At 57.2% G+C, this 17,381-nt stretch carries 22 protein-coding genes; 14 read left to right on the top strand and 8 right to left on the bottom strand.

Annotated elements, in window-relative coordinates; translation table 11 throughout:
• The first annotated feature begins 55 nt into the window (after positions 1-55).
• The 4 genes from ACR0AL_RS07285 to aspS all read left to right on the top strand — a co-directional run bounded on the left by ACR0AL_RS07285 (position 56) and on the right by aspS (position 4,307).
• The gene (locus ACR0AL_RS07285) at positions 56-1,183 is read left to right on the top strand and encodes an aminodeoxychorismate synthase component I (protein ID WP_480662464.1); all 1,128 of its coding nucleotides are present in this window, start codon (positions 56-58) and stop codon (positions 1,181-1,183) included.
• A complete protein-coding gene (locus tag ACR0AL_RS07280) occupies positions 1,138-1,785 on the top strand; it encodes an aminotransferase class IV family protein (RefSeq protein WP_480662462.1) in 648 nt (215 codons plus the stop codon). The genes ACR0AL_RS07285 and ACR0AL_RS07280 overlap by 46 nt, the downstream gene beginning before the upstream one ends.
• Complete coding sequence (locus tag ACR0AL_RS07275) at positions 1,782-2,453, top strand: CPBP family intramembrane glutamic endopeptidase (RefSeq protein ID WP_480662460.1); 672 nt, start codon at positions 1,782-1,784, stop codon at positions 2,451-2,453. The genes ACR0AL_RS07280 and ACR0AL_RS07275 overlap by 4 nt, the downstream gene beginning before the upstream one ends.
• A 78-nt stretch (positions 2,454-2,531) precedes the next feature.
• On the top strand, positions 2,532-4,307 hold the full coding sequence (aspS, locus tag ACR0AL_RS07270; protein ID WP_170347874.1) for an aspartate--tRNA ligase: 1,776 nt from the start codon (positions 2,532-2,534) through the stop codon (positions 4,305-4,307).
• Positions 4,308-4,527: 220 nt separating this feature from the next.
• Here aspS and ACR0AL_RS07265 read toward each other — a convergent pair whose 3' ends face one another.
• Positions 4,528-5,244 (bottom strand): response regulator, encoded by a 717-nt coding sequence (locus tag ACR0AL_RS07265; protein WP_480662458.1) that lies wholly within the window; start codon positions 5,242-5,244, stop codon positions 4,528-4,530.
• A gap of 134 nt (positions 5,245-5,378) precedes the next feature.
• On the opposite strand from ACR0AL_RS07265, the gene mce reads away from it, so the two are divergent.
• Positions 5,379-5,783, top strand: a complete 405-nt coding sequence (mce, locus tag ACR0AL_RS07260) for a methylmalonyl-CoA epimerase (RefSeq protein ID WP_170347876.1) — start codon at positions 5,379-5,381, stop codon at positions 5,781-5,783.
• 15 nt (positions 5,784-5,798) lie between these two features.
• Positions 5,799-6,074, top strand: coding sequence for a DUF1467 family protein (locus tag ACR0AL_RS07255; protein WP_170347877.1), 276 nt, complete (start codon positions 5,799-5,801; stop codon positions 6,072-6,074).
• A 3-nt stretch (positions 6,075-6,077) separates the two neighbouring features.
• On the opposite strand, the gene ACR0AL_RS07250 is transcribed toward ACR0AL_RS07255, so the two are convergent.
• Positions 6,078-6,773, bottom strand: a complete 696-nt coding sequence (locus ACR0AL_RS07250; RefSeq protein ID WP_170532977.1) for an EI24 domain-containing protein — start codon at positions 6,771-6,773, stop codon at positions 6,078-6,080.
• The gene (locus tag ACR0AL_RS07245) at positions 6,773-7,351 is read right to left on the bottom strand and encodes a nitroreductase family protein (RefSeq protein ID WP_480646030.1); all 579 of its coding nucleotides are present in this window, start codon (positions 7,349-7,351) and stop codon (positions 6,773-6,775) included. Before ACR0AL_RS07245 ends, ACR0AL_RS07250 begins: the two co-directional genes overlap by 1 nt.
• 138 nt (positions 7,352-7,489) lie before the next feature.
• Here ACR0AL_RS07245 and ACR0AL_RS07240 point away from each other — a divergent pair, with 138 nt between their 5' ends.
• Positions 7,490-7,765 (top strand): DUF167 domain-containing protein, encoded by a 276-nt coding sequence (locus ACR0AL_RS07240; RefSeq protein WP_480662456.1) that lies wholly within the window; start codon positions 7,490-7,492, stop codon positions 7,763-7,765.
• Here ACR0AL_RS07240 and ACR0AL_RS07235 read toward each other — a convergent pair.
• Positions 7,753-8,001: a hypothetical protein gene (locus ACR0AL_RS07235; protein WP_170347880.1), complete on the bottom strand. Its 249-nt coding sequence runs from the start codon at positions 7,999-8,001 to the stop codon at positions 7,753-7,755. The two genes, ACR0AL_RS07240 and ACR0AL_RS07235, sit on opposite strands and share 13 nt — an antisense overlap.
• A 122-nt stretch (positions 8,002-8,123) precedes the next feature.
• Between ACR0AL_RS07235 and ACR0AL_RS07230 the strand changes: the two genes are divergently transcribed.
• The 4 genes from ACR0AL_RS07230 to ACR0AL_RS07215 all read left to right on the top strand — a co-directional run bounded on the left by ACR0AL_RS07230 (position 8,124) and on the right by ACR0AL_RS07215 (position 9,896).
• Positions 8,124-8,831 (top strand): M48 family metallopeptidase, encoded by a 708-nt coding sequence (locus ACR0AL_RS07230; protein WP_170347881.1) that lies wholly within the window; start codon positions 8,124-8,126, stop codon positions 8,829-8,831.
• Positions 8,828-9,196, top strand: coding sequence for a YigZ family protein (locus tag ACR0AL_RS07225; protein WP_480646032.1), 369 nt, complete (start codon positions 8,828-8,830; stop codon positions 9,194-9,196). The genes ACR0AL_RS07230 and ACR0AL_RS07225 overlap by 4 nt, the downstream gene beginning before the upstream one ends.
• A 69-nt stretch (positions 9,197-9,265) precedes the next feature.
• A complete protein-coding gene (locus tag ACR0AL_RS07220; protein ID WP_170347883.1) occupies positions 9,266-9,517 on the top strand; it encodes a DUF6455 family protein in 252 nt (83 codons plus the stop codon).
• 118 nt (positions 9,518-9,635) lie between these two features.
• Positions 9,636-9,896 carry a DUF6455 family protein gene (locus ACR0AL_RS07215; protein WP_170347884.1) on the top strand — a complete coding sequence of 87 codons (261 nt, stop codon included), beginning with the start codon at positions 9,636-9,638 and terminating at the stop codon, positions 9,894-9,896.
• On the opposite strand, the gene ACR0AL_RS07210 is transcribed toward ACR0AL_RS07215, so the two are convergent.
• Positions 9,897-10,139, bottom strand: a complete 243-nt coding sequence (locus ACR0AL_RS07210; RefSeq protein ID WP_170347885.1) for a CDGSH iron-sulfur domain-containing protein — start codon at positions 10,137-10,139, stop codon at positions 9,897-9,899.
• A gap of 229 nt (positions 10,140-10,368) precedes the next feature.
• On the opposite strand from ACR0AL_RS07210, the gene ACR0AL_RS07205 reads away from it, so the two are divergent.
• Both ACR0AL_RS07205 and ACR0AL_RS07200 read left to right on the top strand, forming a co-directional pair.
• Positions 10,369-10,557, top strand: a complete 189-nt coding sequence (locus ACR0AL_RS07205) for a hypothetical protein (RefSeq protein WP_170347886.1) — start codon at positions 10,369-10,371, stop codon at positions 10,555-10,557.
• A 132-nt stretch (positions 10,558-10,689) separates the two neighbouring features.
• Positions 10,690-11,046, top strand: coding sequence for a diacylglycerol kinase (locus tag ACR0AL_RS07200; protein WP_170395473.1), 357 nt, complete (start codon positions 10,690-10,692; stop codon positions 11,044-11,046).
• Positions 11,047-11,554: 508 nt separating this feature from the next.
• Here ACR0AL_RS07200 and rimO read toward each other — a convergent pair.
• On the bottom strand, positions 11,555-12,943 hold the full coding sequence (gene rimO / locus ACR0AL_RS07195; RefSeq protein ID WP_170409007.1) for a 30S ribosomal protein S12 methylthiotransferase RimO: 1,389 nt from the start codon (positions 12,941-12,943) through the stop codon (positions 11,555-11,557).
• 96 nt (positions 12,944-13,039) lie between these two features.
• On the opposite strand from rimO, the gene ACR0AL_RS07190 reads away from it, so the two are divergent.
• Positions 13,040-14,998 carry an AsmA family protein gene (locus ACR0AL_RS07190; protein WP_480662453.1) on the top strand — a complete coding sequence of 653 codons (1,959 nt, stop codon included), beginning with the start codon at positions 13,040-13,042 and terminating at the stop codon, positions 14,996-14,998.
• Positions 14,999-15,031: 33 nt separating this feature from the next.
• On the opposite strand, the gene ACR0AL_RS07185 is transcribed toward ACR0AL_RS07190, so the two are convergent.
• Positions 15,032-16,528: a phosphomannomutase/phosphoglucomutase gene (locus ACR0AL_RS07185; protein ID WP_170347891.1), complete on the bottom strand. Its 1,497-nt coding sequence runs from the start codon at positions 16,526-16,528 to the stop codon at positions 15,032-15,034.
• A gap of 14 nt (positions 16,529-16,542) precedes the next feature.
• On the bottom strand, positions 16,543-17,376 hold the full coding sequence (kdsA, locus tag ACR0AL_RS07180) for a 3-deoxy-8-phosphooctulonate synthase (protein ID WP_170347892.1): 834 nt from the start codon (positions 17,374-17,376) through the stop codon (positions 16,543-16,545).
• Positions 17,377-17,381: the final 5 nt, after the last annotated feature.

The following is a 17,381-nucleotide window of genomic DNA, read 5'->3' as shown; positions in this document are numbered from 1 at the left end:
TCCCCTCTTTCCCTTGCCGTCGTATTCTCTATACCGCGCAGCACGACAAATGAGGATGCAATTGCGTATTCGTTTCGATCAGGGGCCAGCCGGACCCGGAACCAGTTTCGACCGGCTAGCCAGTGTGATCCGTGCAGACAAGCCGGACGACGTGCCCCAGGCTCTGGTGGCGCTGGATGAGGCGCGCGCCGACGGTGCGTGGCTTGCCGGTTATGCCAGTTATGAGCTGGGCTATGTGCTTGAGCCGCGCTTGGCTGACCGACTGCCCGCGGATCGCCGTCTGCCTTTGTTGTGCTTTGGCGTTTATGAGGCCCCAGTGCAACGCGATCTTCCCTCGGCAGCTGGTGGCGTCACCGGATTTGAGCCCCGCTGGGATGAGGCACGGTATACGCGCGCCTTTCAACAGGTTCATGACGCCATCGGGGCCGGGGATATCTACCAGGCCAACCTGACCTTTCCTATCGACCTGACCATCCAGGGCGACAGCACCGCGCTATATGCCGCACTGGCTTCTGGGCAAGCGGTGGGTCACGGCGCGCTGGTACAGCAGGACGGCTTGCCTGATCTGCTGAGCCGCTCGCCCGAGTTGTTCTTTCGTACCGATGCGGATCGAGGGATTGAAACCCGCCCGATGAAAGGCACGCAACCTCGCAGCGATGATATGGCCGAGGACGCGCGACGCCGGGCCTTTCTGTCGATTGACGAAAAGAATCGGGCCGAAAACCTGATGATTGTCGATCTTCTGCGAAATGACCTTAGCCGTGTTGCGCTGCCCGGATCGGTCAAAGTGCCCGAGCTGTTCAAAGTCGAAACCTATGCGACTGTGCATCAGATGGTCTCGTTGGTGCAGGCGCATCTGCATTTGGGGGCCGAGCTGTCCGATATCCTGATGGCGCTGTTCCCCTGTGGTTCAATCACCGGTGCGCCCAAGATCCGTGCGATGGAGATTTTGGCCGATTTGGAACCTTGGGCCCGCGACATTTATTGCGGCGCCATCGGCTGGGCGGCCCCGGACGGTCGGTCTGAATTCAACGTGGCGATCCGCACGCTAATGGTTGAGGATGGCAGAGCCACTCTGAACGTGGGCGGCGGCTTGGTCTGGGACAGCACAGCCCCGTCGGAATATGAGGAAGCGTTATGGAAAGCCCGCTTTGCCCACCAGCTGATCCTGACTTCCGCATAATCGAAACGCTGGTCATTCGGCCTGAGCAAGGGTTTGTACGGCGAGATCGACACTTGGCCCGGATGGCCCGATCAGCCCAAGCCTTTGGGATTTCCTTTAACGCGGACCGCGCCATTGATCTGTTGAACGGCGTGGGTGGCTCATCACCGCTTAGGTGTCGACTGACTCTGGCCACAGGTGGTCAGCTGGATATAACGACCGGAGCATTGGCCGATAATCCGACGATCTGGCGGATCGCCATTGCCGAACCGCGCCTGACCGCGTCTGACATCTGGTTGCAGCACAAAACAACACAGCGTGCCATATACGACACCACTCGGGCGACTTTGCCTCATGGCATAGACGAGGTCCTGTTTCTGAACGAACGCGACGAGTTGTGCGAAGGCACCATCACCAATCTGTTTCTGCATATGCCGGATGGCCGTCGCCTAACGCCTGCGTTGTCCAGCGGCGTTCTACCCGGCATTCTGCGCGAAGAATTACTGAGTAATAAAGAGGTTACCGAAGCCACGCTGACCTTGACCGACCTGAAAAACGCAGAAAAACTCTATATGGGAAATTCGTTGCGTGGCCTGATCCGGGCGGAGTTGGCAATACAGTGAGCAAACAAACCGATTGGGCGGACAGCGGGGTGCCGTATCTGCGATTGCGGCTGGAATTTGGATTGTTTTTTATCGCTGCGCCGGTGCTGATCGCGGTGTTCTTTCCACCCGACTGGATGTTCCCGTCATTATTCACCTTCACGGCCATCGGGATTGTGTTGCTGCACATTACTCCCGGCTTTGCCTGGGCTGAACTGCGGTACAACTGGCGCAACTGGTCCTGGCGCGAGGTTGCTTTGTTTACCTTAGCCATGACGATCATTTGCGCCGTGGTTGTGATGGCAATGCGACCCGAGGCGGCGTTTTTCCTACTGCGAAATCGACCCGAATTCCTTCTGGTGATTTGGATTGGTTACCCATTGCTGTCGGCCCTGCCGCAAGAGCTTTTGTTCCGGTCCCTGTTCTTCCGCCGCTATCACGAAGTCTTGCCAAACGGACGCGCGGCCTATCTGCTGAACGCTGCGTTGTTTTCACTGGCACATCTGATGTATTGGAGCTGGATCGTCGCCGTCATGACCTTTGCCGGAGGGTTGCTGTTCACCTGGGCCTATCGCAAACGCGGATCTTTTTTCTACGCGGTCTTATTGCACGCGATTGCGGGAAACATCATCTTTGCCGCCGGTCTGGGTATCTATTTCTACTCGGGCAACGTACAAAGGCCGTTTTGACAGCGCGACCTGCCTTGACTTTCCATGCCTGACAGGGTGTATCGGCGCGACGAATTCTGCGCCCGAAGGGATATTTTCATGCACGCCTACCGCAGCCACACCTGCGCCGCTCTGACCGCCGCCAATGTCGGTGAAACCGTCCGCCTGTCCGGTTGGGTGCATCGTGTCCGAGATCACGGTGGCGTGCTGTTCATCGACCTGCGTGATCATTTCGGAGTGACACAGGTTCTTTGTGACGGTGACAGCGCCGCCTTTGCCGAGTTGGAAAAGGTTCGATCCGAATGGTGTATCCGCATCGACGGCACTGTCAAAGCGCGCGACGCTGAGCTGGTAAACCCGAAACTGCCCACCGGCGAGATCGAAGTTTACGTGCGCGAATTGGAAGTGCTGGGCGCTGCTGATGAGCTGCCGTTGATGGTGTTCGGCGATCAGGAATACCCCGAAGAAACCCGCCTGCGCTATCGTTATCTGGACCTGCGCCGCGAGGCGATGCAGCAAAACATGACGCTGCGTTCGGACGTTGTGGCGTCTATGCGCCGTCGCATGTGGGATCAGGGCTTCCGCGAATATCAGACGCCGATCATCACTGCGTCCTCGCCGGAAGGCGCGCGTGACTTCTTGGTGCCTTCGCGTCTGCATCCGGGCAAGTTCTATGCGTTGCCGCAGGCCCCACAGCAATTCAAGCAACTGATCATGGTGTCGGGCTTTGACAAATACTTCCAGATCGCGCCGTGTTTCCGCGATGAAGACCCACGCGCCGACCGCTCACCCACCGATTTCTATCAGCTTGACCTTGAGATGTCGTTTGTTGAACAGCAGGACGTGTTCGACACGATCCAGCCCGTTCTGACCGGTGTGTTCGAGGAATTCGGCGGTGGTCGCAAGGTTGATCAGGAGTGGCCGCAAATCTCCTACAAAGACGCGGCACTTTGGTATGGCAGCGACAAGCCGGACCTGCGCAATCCTATTAAAATGCAAGTGGTCTCCGACCACTTCCGCGATTCTGGCTTCGCGATATTCGCGAAGCTGTTGGAGCAGGAAGGCACCGAAATCCGCGCCATTCCTGCGCCGACTGGTGGCAGCCGCAAGTTCTGTGACCGCATGAACGCTTTTGCCCAGAAAGAGGGTCTGCCCGGTATGGGCTATATCTTCTGGCGCGATCAGGGCGAAGGCATGGAGGCCGCAGGTCCGTTGGCCAAGAACATCGGCCCCGAGCGGACCGAGGCAATCCGTCAACAGCTGGGTCTGGGTGTTGGTGACGCCGCGTTCTTCCTGGGCGGCAAGCCGAAGGCCTTTGAAAAGGTGGCGGGTAAGGCGCGCGATGTGATCGGTGAGGAGTTGGGTCTGACTGAGAAAGACCGCTTTGCCTTTGCCTGGATCGTAGATTTCCCGATCTACGAACAGGACGAAGAAACCGGCACCATCGACTTTGAACACAACCCATTCTCGATGCCGCAAGGTGGTATGGCGGCGCTGCAGGGTAATCCTCTGGACGTGCGTGGATATCAGTACGATCTGGCGTGCAACGGGTATGAGCTGGTCTCGGGCGCGATCCGGAACCACAAGCCTGAGATCATGCTGAAAGCCTTTGAACTGGCAGGCTATGGCGAGGATGAGGTGAAAAGCCGCTTTGGTGCGCTGTTCAACGCCTTCCACTATGGCGCTCCGCCGCACGGTGGTTGTGCTGCGGGGATCGACCGGATCGTGATGCTATTGGCTGATGAGGCCAACATCCGCGAAGTCATGATGTTCCCGATGAACCAGCGCGCCGAAGACCTGATGATGGACGCGCCATCCGATCCGACCTCGGATCAGTTGATGGAATTGGGATTGCGGATCATCCCACAGGATTGATCAATCACCCGCCGCAGCCCCTGCGGCGGGTTTTTCCTTTGGATCAGGTGCCACAAGCCTGTGGTTAATATTCTGCGGTAACTGCTGTGTTGCTTCAGTGTCGGTCAACGGACAGGATTTTGATCCGCGTGCAACACGGATGTTCCGGGCTGTTGCACGGGTCTGAGAATAGGCCCAGATCGTCAGGATCGTGGATGTCAGAAAATACGCCGTTATCAATTCAGATCGCCTCGCGCTGTTCCAGTCGCGCCTGAACGATGCCGGCGACCTTTGCGGCCAGCGCCGTAACTGGTCCTCCGCCTGCGCGCGTTTCGGCCAGTTTCTGCGCGGCATCCGCCAGAACCGTATCCTCGGCATCCCGGGCAACGCCGATCAGGAATTGGGCCGCATAATCCAAAGTGCGATGATCGTTCGGCCCGGCCAGTACATCTGCGATATGGGCCATGTCGTCTTGATAGGCCATCGGGTCCGGGTGGATAACCTCATCCCGAATGGCGTGCAGATTGTTGGGTCGACGATCCTGGGGCAGATTTTCCAGAATGAACTGCTGAAAATGAGAAAGTGATTTCAGCGGTTTGTTCAAAAACCCATCGGCACCTGCTTGCAACGCAGCCTCCTGACCGTGATCGTCACCGGACATGCCCAGAATAGCGCCGATACGTGGGGTTGCTTCGGCCAATTCGGCAATCAGGTCGGCACCGGACCCATCTGGCAAGCCGATATCCACCAGAATGACAGAAGGGCGATAGATCTGCAGGTGGCGCCGAGCCGAGGTCAGGCAATCCGCCCGCCGGATACGCGCACCGCTATGCAGGCACATCAGCCGGATCGCGTCACAGGCAAAGCGGCTGTCTTCGACAACCAGAATGGTTTGACCCAGCAGAGGCCGCGTGGCCGTCGGCTGCGCGGGTGAGGCGAAGGGGCTCGAATCGTCCATGGCAGAACTCCTAATCAGCAGATGCCCTAAGCTAGGAACTTCTGGCTAACACAGGGTTAACGGCAATTTGGCGCACTTGTTCTTTGGCCAAACTGCCCCCATAACCGCGGCAACGCAGAACACAGGAGAGTTCAATGATTGGTCGTCTGAACCACGTCGCCATTGCCGTACCCGATCTTGAGGCCGCGTCCGCGCAATATAGCAATGCACTGGGCGCCAAGGTCGGCGCGCCGCAGGATGAGCCCGATCATGGCGTTACCGTTGTGTTCATCGAACTGCCCAACACCAAGATCGAATTGCTGTACCCGCTGGGTGAAAACAGCCCGATCAACGGCTTTCTGGAAAAGAACCCGGCAGGCGGCATCCACCATGTTTGCTATGAGGTCGAAGACATCATCGCTGCCCGTGATCACTTAAAGGAAACCGGTGCCCGCGTTCTGGGATCGGGCGAGCCGAAGATCGGCGCGCATGGCAAGCCAGTACTGTTCTTGCACCCCAAGGACTTTAACGGCTGTCTGGTCGAACTAGAACAGGTTTAATCAAGCGAGGCTGTCATGACGATCACTGCTGCATTGGTATTGTTTGCCGTCATCTGGTTCATGACGCTGTTGGTTGTGTTGCCCATCCGTATCAAAACGCAAGGCGATCTGGGTGATATCGTTCCGGGCACCCATGCGGGCGCGCCGGAAGTGCATCACATGAAAAAAAAGATGTGGATCACCACCGGGATTTCGGTGGTGCTCTGGGCTGTTATTGCCGGGATTATCATCTCTGGTGTGATCTCGGTGCGCGATTTCGACTGGCTGAACCAACTGGAACCGCGGAACTGAGCGTCAGGTCGAGAGACCTGACAGCTTGTGATAGATATGGGTGAAAGTGGCAACCCCGAGGATTGGGATCACCAGATTCACTAGCGGCACCGAGAGGGGAATGGCCATCAAGGTGCCGGCCAGCCAAATGGTGGCGGAGTGTTTGGCGCGCAGCTTGCGCGCGCCGTCCCGCCCGATCCTTCGCATCGCGGCCAGCGTGAAATACTCCCGACCCAGCAGAAACCCGTTCATTGCCCAGAAAATAAACGGCGCCAGTGGTGGGAACATCGCATAGAGGATCAGCGCCAGCAGGTTGGCCACAACCAGCACGCCCATGAAGCTAACCGCATCCCTTAACCCTTCGTTGAACGGGATGCCTGGAACGGCGGGCAGGGTGGGATAGTGTTTATCCTCGACTGCCTGCGCGACCTCTTCCAGAAACAAAGACGTAATCGCCGAGGCGACTGGCATCATCAGAAACACCGGCAGTATCAACACCACAAAAATGCCGGAGTAGTTCAGTACATCGTTCAGCCACGGCACGGCGCCAATCCAAGGCAGTGAAATCTCATCTCCGGACAGCCTGTTGATCAGCCAGATTGCACCAGCGCAGGCAGCGATCAACAGCGCGACCGTCAGACCTATGCCACGCAGTATGACTGCGCGGAACTTGGGGTCTCCGATCTGACCAAGCGCTGCGAAAAACGCGTTGAGGATCATCATTCCTCGACCCATTCGGTCAGCGCTGCCACATCCGGGCGAGGGCGTTCTGGCGGGGCCGTTCCTTCAGTAGCAATGTGGATCAGGCCAACGATGCGCTCGTTGTCTTGCAAGCCAAAGGCTTGACGGCAGAATTCGGGATCATGGGTTTGCCAGCCGGACAACCAGTTCGCCCCCCAACCCGCTGCAAGCGCCGCGTTCAGTAAGGCCAGACAGACAGCACCAGCCGAATAGGTCTGTTCAATCGCCGGTATTTTTTTGGATGGTTTCTGCACCTCGACCACGGCAACGGCCAGATGGCCCATGTCAAACTGGCTTTGCGCTTTTGTGATGTCCTCGGGCGTCTTGCCCAGGGCAACGCCCCGCTCTTGCGTCAACCCGGACAGGCGCGGCATTGCGCCTTTCTCAAGCACGATAAAGCGCCACGGCTCCAGCTTGCCGTGATCGGGGCTGCGGGCGGCGGCGGTCAAAAGCGGCAACAGCTCATCCCGCGTCGGGGCCGGAGCAATCAGCGTTTTGGCAGGGCGAGACCGGCGCGATTGCAGAAATTCCAGGGCAGCGGGGTTTTTCAAGGACATATGTTAACTTCCTTTACATGAGCAGTCTGTATCTGGTTGAGTATCTGGCGCGTTTCAAGTGCAATCAGCTGGATAGGCCGGATCATTTTCATTCCCCGGTGCCCCATGCAAGGGTGTTTACAGGCAAGAGGTGAAAAGATGGCCAGGACGAAACTGCGCGACATACCCGACCTAAGCGCCCATGCCGTCCCTGGCACGGCGGTTCCGGTTCGGGTCACGCCGAAAGCCGCAAAGGACAGCATTACGATGGACAAGGGCGTAATCCGCATTACGGTCACTGTGCCGCCCGAAAACGGCAAAGCCAACGAAGCTGTGCGCCGGATACTGGCCACGGCCATGCAGGTGGCCCCTTCGACGCTGACCCTAAAACAAGGGCAGACTGCGCGGGACAAGCTGTTTGTCTATGCGCCTTGACTGGGTCTTTCGTGGATTTGATACACCCCTTCCGGCAAATCCAGCGCAGCGGCCAGATCGCGGACCTGCTCGGGCGACAAGGTTATTTTCTGGATCTTGTCTGTGCGTGGGTCCAGCTGCTCAAGCGTCACACATTCGGCGAAGCTGTTGATGACGACATCCTCTTGCAAAGGTTTGGGGCCTTCGTCCACCAGAGTAATGACTGTCGAGTCGAATTCATGCTCAATCGAAAACATATAGGCAGAGTGCAGGGAGCAAGGCGGCAATGCAACCCGTTCCCGTGCAATCCGAAGGTGGCAGTCCCCCAGGTGTCGCGCTATGGTTTTTCAAACGGGATCACCGTTTCAAAGGAATATGAATGCGCCGTCTGATCTATTTGCTGTTTCCTCTGTTGTTGACGGCCTGCAGTGCCGGTGTCCTGCGCGTGCAACCGGCAAATGAATGGTCGCTGGATTCGAGTGATTTTCAGGTCGACGCCGCCGCGTTTCGGAAAATCAGCCGTCAGGTCGGCGACGAAGCCCGCGCCGAATGTCTGCGCCAGGCCAAGGTCAAAAATTGCGATTTCACGATATTGGTCGACCTGAACCCGCGCGCACCGGCAAATGCCTTTCAGACTCTGGATGATGACAATCAGCCGGTAATCATATTCACGCGTTCGATGATCCAATCTGCGAAGAATCCTGATGAACTGGCGTTTGTCATGGGGCACGAGGCAGCGCATCATGTTTTGGGACACATCGCCCGGCAGTCGAAAAACGCCCAGGAAAGTGCCGCGATCTTCAGCGAATTGGGTAAGCTGCATGGCGAGGAAGGCAAAGACCTTGAACGCACGCAGAAATTGGGGGCCGAATTGGGTGTGCAGGTGAACGTGAAAGCGTTCGAGCTTGAGGCGGACCAACTGGGCACGATCATCACCCATAACGCGGGATACAACCCTTTAATTGGCGCCAAATATTTTGATCGCCTTCCCGATCCGGGGGATCAGTTTCTGGGAACGCACCCCCCAAATACCGACCGAGTTCAGATCGTTCTTGAAACCGCAAGACAATTGGGTTTGACGCAATGACCGCTTTGACACGGCTGGGCGTGATCCTGACGGACCGGGGGTCGAAATACGCGGTAACAGGCGCAGCCGTTGGCACGCGGGCCGATGTTAATGCAGTCTTGCAGGAGCTCAAGTCAGACAAGGCTTATGCCAAAGCCACGCACAACACCTGGGCGGCCATTTTGCCGACCGGGGCGTTGAAGGCCGATGACGGGGAAAGCGGTGCGGGCATGGTGATTCTAAGGATGCTTGAACGGGCCGGGCTGGACAGTCATGTGGTCATCGTCACCCGCTGGTACGGCGGAAAAAAGCTGGGTGGGGATCGATTTAGGCGCGTGCAGGACGCGACCCGAGCCTATCTGGATCATATCGGCGTCGGGCCTTGATGTGAGTCAAAGGCCCAAGCACCGGGTTGAGATATCCTGCTGCGGACAGATGGCAGGAAAGGACCTCTCATGCCCGATCAAGAAGTCTTGAAATTCCATGCAGGTCTTGTGGATCAGATGGCTACGAAACTTGGTGTGGATCTGCAGGAATCCGCGATTGAAGGTGATGTTTCGATCGATCAGCTTTCCGATGCTGTTCTGAGGTGTACGGGCTGTGCAAATCCCAATCATTGCCAGAGCTTCCTACAGCAGCCCGCGCAGGCGGGCCAAACGCCGGAATACTGCCGCAATCAGGAAATGCTCCGAAAACTGCAGCCTTAACGACAGGAAGGTTTCATGCCGCATTAGAGTGGTCACCGGACGCGATAGGTGACCTACAGACTAGCAGAAACCAACACCGGTTTGCTGTGTTGAAAACATGATCAAAGCAGGAAAACTGATGGCGCGAAATTCTTTGGGGGATGTCGAAAAACACTTTTGGCTAACCCGTTCGGTGGCGCGATGTATGAAAATCTCGTTGACCGAAGCCATGGCAGAGAAACGGCTGACACCGGATCGCTATGCCGAACTGGTAACACGCTGCCGGGCATCGCAGTGCAGTAACCAATGTGCCATCTGGTTGTCTGAACAACAATCCGAGGCCCACACTGCACCCGAATTCTGTGCCAACGCTGATCTGTTGAACGCGTTGAAGACCTGATTACAGTTTGGAATGCGACCCGTCACACAGCGGAGGATTCCCGCTGTGTTTGCAGCCACAGAAAAAGACTTTTTTGCTGCTGTCCGCCGTGTACTTTACCGGTTCGAACCCGGTGTCTTTGTGCGATCCATCGCAAAACGGCTGCCGCTTGGATCGGCCGCATGCACACCAGAAATAGCTTTTCCCTTCGATCACTTCGACCGGGAAGGGACCTTTTTGCGCGATGGTGGGGCTGTCAGACATGTGGCTACTCCGTCTTTTGCTGATGTCACTCTACAAGTGTAGAGCGATACGCGAAAATCGGTAGCCTATGCTCATAAATCCGCTGTTTCTGAGGGGGTTACCGGCGTTGTTTCGCCTTTCTTCACGATCGCGTGATCGAATTCGTTGCAAATATGCCATTCAAGTCGTATTGTGAGACCGGCCCCGGATTCTTGGGCAATATCAGGAAATTAATAGAGGAATGACGGACATGAAACTCAAATTTGCTGCCGTTGGTGCATTTGCCCTTGTTTTGGCTGCTTGCTCGCAGCAGGAAGAACCGGCGCCGGTTTATATCACGCCTGAGTACGACAAATTCGGCACACCTAGCTGCCCGGCAGGAACTGAGCTGGCCACGACAGAAGCAGGCCAAACCGTCTGTAATCCGGTCGCACAATAACTATTCCGCGGGTGGCCCGTTTTTAAGGCTGCCCGCACATTCTCGACAAAAAAACCGCCCTCGGGGCGGTTTTTTCTTGCCCTCCATAAATCAATGCGGCTTCAGTTCCGTACACCGAAAAGTTGAAGGCTGATGAGAAACCTTCTTACACATCTCAAGGATCGAACGCGTTGGAGCTGGCAAGGGCTGGTCGCGACCTGGCGAGAAGAGTATTCTTTCCGCGCCTGGGTTTGGGCAAATCTGGTCTCGGCTGCTTTGGCCGTTTGGTTGCCGCTCGGTGAAGGGGTACGCGCCCTGATCCTAATATTTGGCCTGCTTGTTTTGGTGGCCGAGCTGTTCAATACCGCGATTGAGCGCGCTGTCGATCACACCTCGACCGATCACAATAAACTGGCGGGGCAGGCCAAGGACGCCGCCAGTGCCGCTGTTGCGTTAACGGCTTTGGCGGCGGGATTGGCTTGGGTCATCGGGCTTCTAAGCCTGTTTTGAAGCCATCAATACCTCCGCCGTTTTATACCATAGCGATATCCTCGGTTTTGAATTCCGTAACTCCGTGGAAGGTAATAAGGCGAGGCATGTTTGTTGCTGAACGCTTGCCTTGACCGGTGGTGTCGTTTGACCGGTTTGACGTAATGAACCTTGGGTTTGCTCTTGTGGTGGTACACTTTCGGCTTGGTTTGATGTTTGTGTTTGCTGGACCGATGATAGACTTTAGGTGCGCCATAGTATCGCTGCACATGGTGTTTGCTGCGCAGGTGCAGGCTCAGCGGTTCGGACCCAATAATTATGAAACCGCCCGCGCGGACGTTGTCCGCAACAGCGGGAACGGCATAAAGTTGGGCAGCAAGTATAACCGTTATGCATTTCAGGCCAAAGGGGCGTAGGCAGGACATTGGAACTTCCTTCCTATAAGGCGGTATGTCCCGTCATAATCCACGAGTCTGGCGCAAAACACCAATAAACTTGCCTCACGCTTTGCCCAGCAGGGGTGACTGGATCAGGTCAGCTTGCCCCAAAGGTCATATTCGCCAGCCTCATCGACCTCGACCGAGACAATGTCGCCAGAGTTGAGGGTTTCAAACCCTTCGTCGATAAACAGATTCCCATCGATCTCGGGCGCGTCGGATTTGGTGCGGCAAGTGGCGGCTTCGCCATCGACCTCGTCCACGATCACCTCGATGGTCTGGCCGACCTTTGCGGCCAGCTTGGCCTCGGAGATCGCCTGGGCCTTTTCCATGAACCGTTCCCAGCGATCTTGTTTGATCTCGGCCGGAACATGATCGGGCAGATCGTTCGAGCGTGCGCCATCCACGTTTTCGTATTGGAAGCATCCCACGCGATCCAATTGCGCCTCATCCATCCAGTCCAAAAGCGTCTGGAATTCAGCCTCGGTCTCGCCTGGATAGCCGACGATAAAGGTCGAGCGCAGGGTGATATCGGGGCAGGTCGCGCGCCATGCTGCGATCTCGTCCAGTGTTTTCGCCGCTGCCGCCGGGCGGGCCATGCGTTTCAGAACGTCCGGGTGGGCATGTTGGAACGGAATGTCTAGATAGGGCAGGATGTTGCACCCGGCATCGGCCATCAGGGGGATCAGCTCGCGCACATGCGGGTAGGGGTAGACATAGTGTAGACGAACCCAGGCATCCAGCTGCCCCAGCTCACGCGCCAGATCGGTAATGTGGCTGCGCACCTCACGGTCCTTCCACGGGTTCACATCGTATTTCCGGTCCAGCCCATAGGCCGAGGTATCCTGCGAGATCACCAGCAATTCGCGCACGCCATTGTCGACCAGCTTTTCGGCCTCACGCAATATGGCGTGGGCGGGACGACTGGCCAGTTTCCCGCGCATGTCTGGGATGATGCAAAATTTGCACTTGTGGTTACAGCCCTCGGATATCTTGAGATAGCTGTAATGGCGCGGGGTCAACTGCACGCTGGCGGCGGGCAGTAGATCAACGAATGGATCAGGATCGGGGGGAACTGCTGAATGCACGGCATCCAGCACCTGTTCGTATTGATGCGGCCCGGTCACGGCCATGATGCGCGGGTGGTGTTCACGGATATAGTCGGGCTCGGCCCCCAGGCAGCCGGTCACAATGACCTTGCCGTTTTCCACCAAAGCCTCACCAATGGCGTCCAGAGACTCAGCCTTGGCGCTGTCAAGGAACCCGCAAGTGTTCACGATTACGGCATCGGCCCCGGAATAATCTGGCGAAATGCCGTACCCTTCTGCACGAAGACGGGTCAAAATCCGCTCGCTATCGACCAAGGCCTTGGGGCAGCCCAGCGACACCATACCAATGGTTGGTTGGTTGGTACGTGGCGTATCAGGCATCCTGGCGGCGGGCGCCAGGTCAGGGCGGAGGTTTGGTGGGTTCGTGCTCATGGCGCGGCATATAGTGGGGAACGCTTCCTCTTGCAAATACGGGCTGGGCTTTGGATGATCTTTTCAACGCATGCCAAATAAGCGGAGAGCAGAAAAATGAAGTGGCTGGTGCGCATACTCTTCTTATTCGTAGCCGCAATCGGGTTGGTCATCGGCGCCTTATTGCTGATGCCGGGGGATAAGCTGGCGGCGATTCTGGCGGAACAGGTCAAAAGCGAAACGGGGCGCGACCTGACATTGTCGGGGGATGTGAACCTGTCGTTCTGGCCCGTTCTGGGGATGGAGACCGGCCCTGTCACGTTTGGCAACGCACCCTGGGCCGGGTCCGAACCGATGCTCAGCGCCGAAAGCCTTGCCGTCGGCGTGGATGCTTCGGCGCTGCTGAACGGAGATTTACGGATAAGGCGGGTTGTCGCGGATAATCCGGTTTTGAGGCTCGAGTTATCCGATGGACGCGGCAATTGGGAATTAAGCGCTCCGGTTGCCTCGCAGGCGACGACCGGAAGCAATACCAGCGCGTCATCTGCATCGCCGCAAGGTGCCGTGACGCTGGACCGTCTGGAACTGACCAATGCGCAGTTGGTTTACATCGAAAACGGCATATCAAAATTCAACTTCTCGAACGTTGATCTGTCGGCCAGCTGGCCGGGGCCGACCTCACCCATGGTGATGGAGGCGCGGATGGCAGTGCCGGGCGGCCACGTGAAAGTTGACCTCGAAATACCGGACCTGCCGACCTATGCATCCGGGGCGGTCGCACCTTTGAAATTGGCTCTGACCGCGCCGGGCGGCGAAGTTGGGTTCGATGGCCGCGTCAACCTTGCTGGAGAAATGGACGGCGCGCTTGCGGTCAAAACCAGGAACACCGAGGAAATGCTGGCCGCTTTTGGACAGGCGGGTGTCGGGGTGCCGCTGGGATTGGGCCGCAAGGCCGATGTGTCTGGACAGATGACCTATACCAGCGAGGGCCGTATCTCACTGCGCAACATGGTGGCGCGGTTGGACCACAACCGCTTTACCGGAGAAACGGATGTCGAGATTTCGGATCCGCCGAAAATCACCGCGCGGCTCAAGAGTGGGGATATTGACCTGTCACGTTTCAATGACGCGCCGGCACCGAGCGGGGGTGGGTCGGGAACGGCGTCCTCGCCCGACAGTGGGTGGTCCAAGGCCCCGATTGATGCCTCGGCCCTGTCGCTGGCCAATGGGGAAATACGCCTGACAGCCTCGTCCATTGTCCTGCCCGACATAGAATTAGGAGCCAGCGACCTGACGCTGATACTCGACCGGTCCCGTGCTGTGTTGCAGATGAACCCGGCCACTTTGTTCTCGGGTCAGGTTAACGGGCAGGTGGTGGCCAACAACCGCAATGGCCTGTCAGTCGGCGGTAAGCTGAAGGCGAAAAACATGAACGTTCAACAAGCCCTGTCCACCCTCGCGGGGATTGAGCGTTTTACGGGTACAGGAACGGGTGAGTTTGAATTTCTAGGCGTCGGGCAGACCGAAGACCAGATCATGCGATCCCTCAGTGGCACGGGCAATCTGAATGTGGGGCAGGGCGTGATTTCGGGTTTTGATCTGGATCGCCTGATGGGGCGCGGCAAAGGTTCGGGTGGGACAACCGTGTTCAACAGCCTGACAGCCAGTTTTACCATTGATCAGGGTGTGCTGACCAATAACGACCTGCTGATGTCACTGGACAATTTCCGTGCAGATGGGACGGGCAAGGTCAATATCGGCGCGCGCAGGATCGACTATCTGTTTACCCCAACCGCGCTGCGGGCCAACTCGGGGCAGGGTCTTTCGGTTCCAGTGCGGATTGTCGGGCCGTGGAGCGACCCTTCGATCAAACCCGATTTGTCCAAAGTGATCGAGGCCGCCGCCGAAGGTCAGCTAAAAGACCTTGAGGACGACGCCAAGCAAAAGGTTCTGGACAAAGTGGGTGATGAACTGGGTACGGCAGTGACTGACAGTGAAAGTGTCGAGGATGCTTTGAAAAATAAGCTGGAAGAAGAGGCCAAGAAAGGCTTGTTCAAACTGTTGGGTGGAAATTAAAGGGCGGGGCGCCTTAGGCGCCCCGATCCCAAATCAGATGGTTTGGTCGTAATCGCCAACGCCGGGCTCAGTCCGGATGACGGCGTCGATATCGGCAAATATGGCGCGCATTTCTTCTTCGCTTTCGCTGCTTTCACAGACCACAACCAGGTTTGGCGTGTTCGAGGACGCCCGCACCAGCCCCCAGCTGCCATTGTCCAGAATGACGCGGGCGCCATTGACGGTGACGACCTCTTTGACCGCGCGGCCTGCCAGGGTTTCACCCGCATCTGCCTTGGCAACCAGCTTGTCCACCAACCGTTTGAGAATGTCGTATTTCTCGGTATCAGAGGCATAGGGCGACATGGTCGGCGTCGACCAAGTTTTTGGCAACGCCTTGCGCAGGTCCGACATGCTTTTGTCCGGGTTGCGATCCATCAATTTGCAGATCTCAACCGCGACTCGCATGCCGCAGTCATAGCCGCGCCCGATCGGCTCTGCCAGGAAGTAGTGGCCCGATTTCTCGAACCCTGCCAGAGCATTGATTTCTTTAACCCGGCGCTTCATGTGGCTATGGCCGGTTTTCCAGTAATCGGCTTTGACGCCGTGGGCCTGCAACTCGGGGTCGCTGGCAAACAGCCCGGTTGATTTGACATCCGCCACAAAGGTCGCGTTGGGGTACAGCTTGGCCAGATCGCGGGCCATGATCACGCCGACCTTGTCGGCGAAAATCTCTTCACCTTCGTCATCGACAACACCGCAGCGATCTCCGTCACCGTCAAATCCCAGCGCCATGTCGGCGCCGCTGGATTTCACGGTGTTGGCCATGTCGTGCAACATCTCCATGGCTTCAGGATTAGGGTTGTAGTTGGGGAAGGTGTAGTCTAGCCGGTTGTGGCTGGGCACGACCTCGACCCCCATCCGTTCGAAAATCTCGGGCGCAAAGGCTGACGCTGTACCATTACCCGTCGCACAGACAACTTTCAGGGGCCGGGACATTTTGAAGTCACCAACCAGGTCGTCGATATAAGCCTCTTTCACGCCGTCCACGAATTCGTACGAACCCCCTTCGTGGGGGGCGCCTTGTCCATTCAGAACAATATCGCGCAATTCCGACATCTCGTCCGGGCCGTGAGTTAACGGGCGTTCAAAGCCCATCTTCACGCCGGTCCAGCCGTTCGGGTTGTGGCTGGCGGTGACCATGGCCACGGCGGGAACGTCCAGATGGAACTGGGCGAAATAGGCCATAGGGCTCAGTGCCGGGCCGATATCCTTGACCTGAATTCCAGCCTGCATCAGGCCCAGGATCAACGCATTCTTGATTGCCAGCGAATAGTCGCGATAGTCGTTGCCGACCGCGATCACAGGCGCGATTCCACGCTTGCGCATCTGAGTGCCCAAACCCAGCCCCAGCGCCGTCATGCCCGGCAGATTGATCTCTTCGGGGTATTTCCAACGGGCGTCATATTCGCGAAACCCGGTGGGTTTGATCATCGGGTCGCGCAGAAAACTCCAGGTGTTCGGAGTCACCTCGGGGATGGGTTTGGTCATACTATCGCTCTTGCTTAAATCTGAATCGGGTTGGCTTTGGCCAATGCATCAAAGCGCATCAATGTGTCAATCAATTGAGGCATTTGATCCAGATAGATCATGTTGGGGCCATCACAGGGGGCGTTGTCCGGATCTTGGTGTGTTTCCATGAATACACCGGCTACACCAACGGCAACAGCCGAGCGTGCCATAACGGGCGCAAATTCGCGCTGACCACCGGATGCACCACCCAATCCACCGGGCTGAGCCACAGTGTGGGTGGCGTCCATTATCACCGGGTACCCGGTGCGAGACATTTCCGGCAGAGATTGCATGTCCACCACGAGGCGGTTGTAGCCAAAGCTGACACCACGTTCCGTCAGCATGATGTTGTGATTGTCGGTGCTTTCGATCTTGGCCGCGACGTTCTGCATGTCCCAAGGGGCCAGGAACTGACCTTTTTTGACGTTGACCACAGCGCCTGTTGCGCCTGCGGATTTTAGAAGGGCGGTTTGACGGCAAAGGAAAGCGGGGATTTGCAGGATGTCACACACCTCGGCAACGGACGCGCATTGTTCTTTCTCATGCACATCCGTAGTGACTGGCACGCCAATGCTGTCCTTTACCGATTGCAGCACTGCCAAACCTTTGTCGAGGCCCAGTGCAGGAGCTGCGTTTACAGAGGTGCGGTTAGCCTTGTCGAACGAGCCTTTAAACACATACTGAGCACCGGCGGCGTCGCAGGCCTCTTTCATTTTGCCAGCGATCATCTGGGCGTGATCGGCGGTTTCAAGTTGGCAGGGGCCGGCAATGATCGTCAGAGGCAGATCATTACCGACCGTGAGATCGGAGATTTTTACATGTTTCATGTGTC

The organism is Ruegeria sp. BB1 (assembly GCF_056539465.1).
This window is presented reverse-complemented; position numbering and strand designations above follow the sequence as displayed.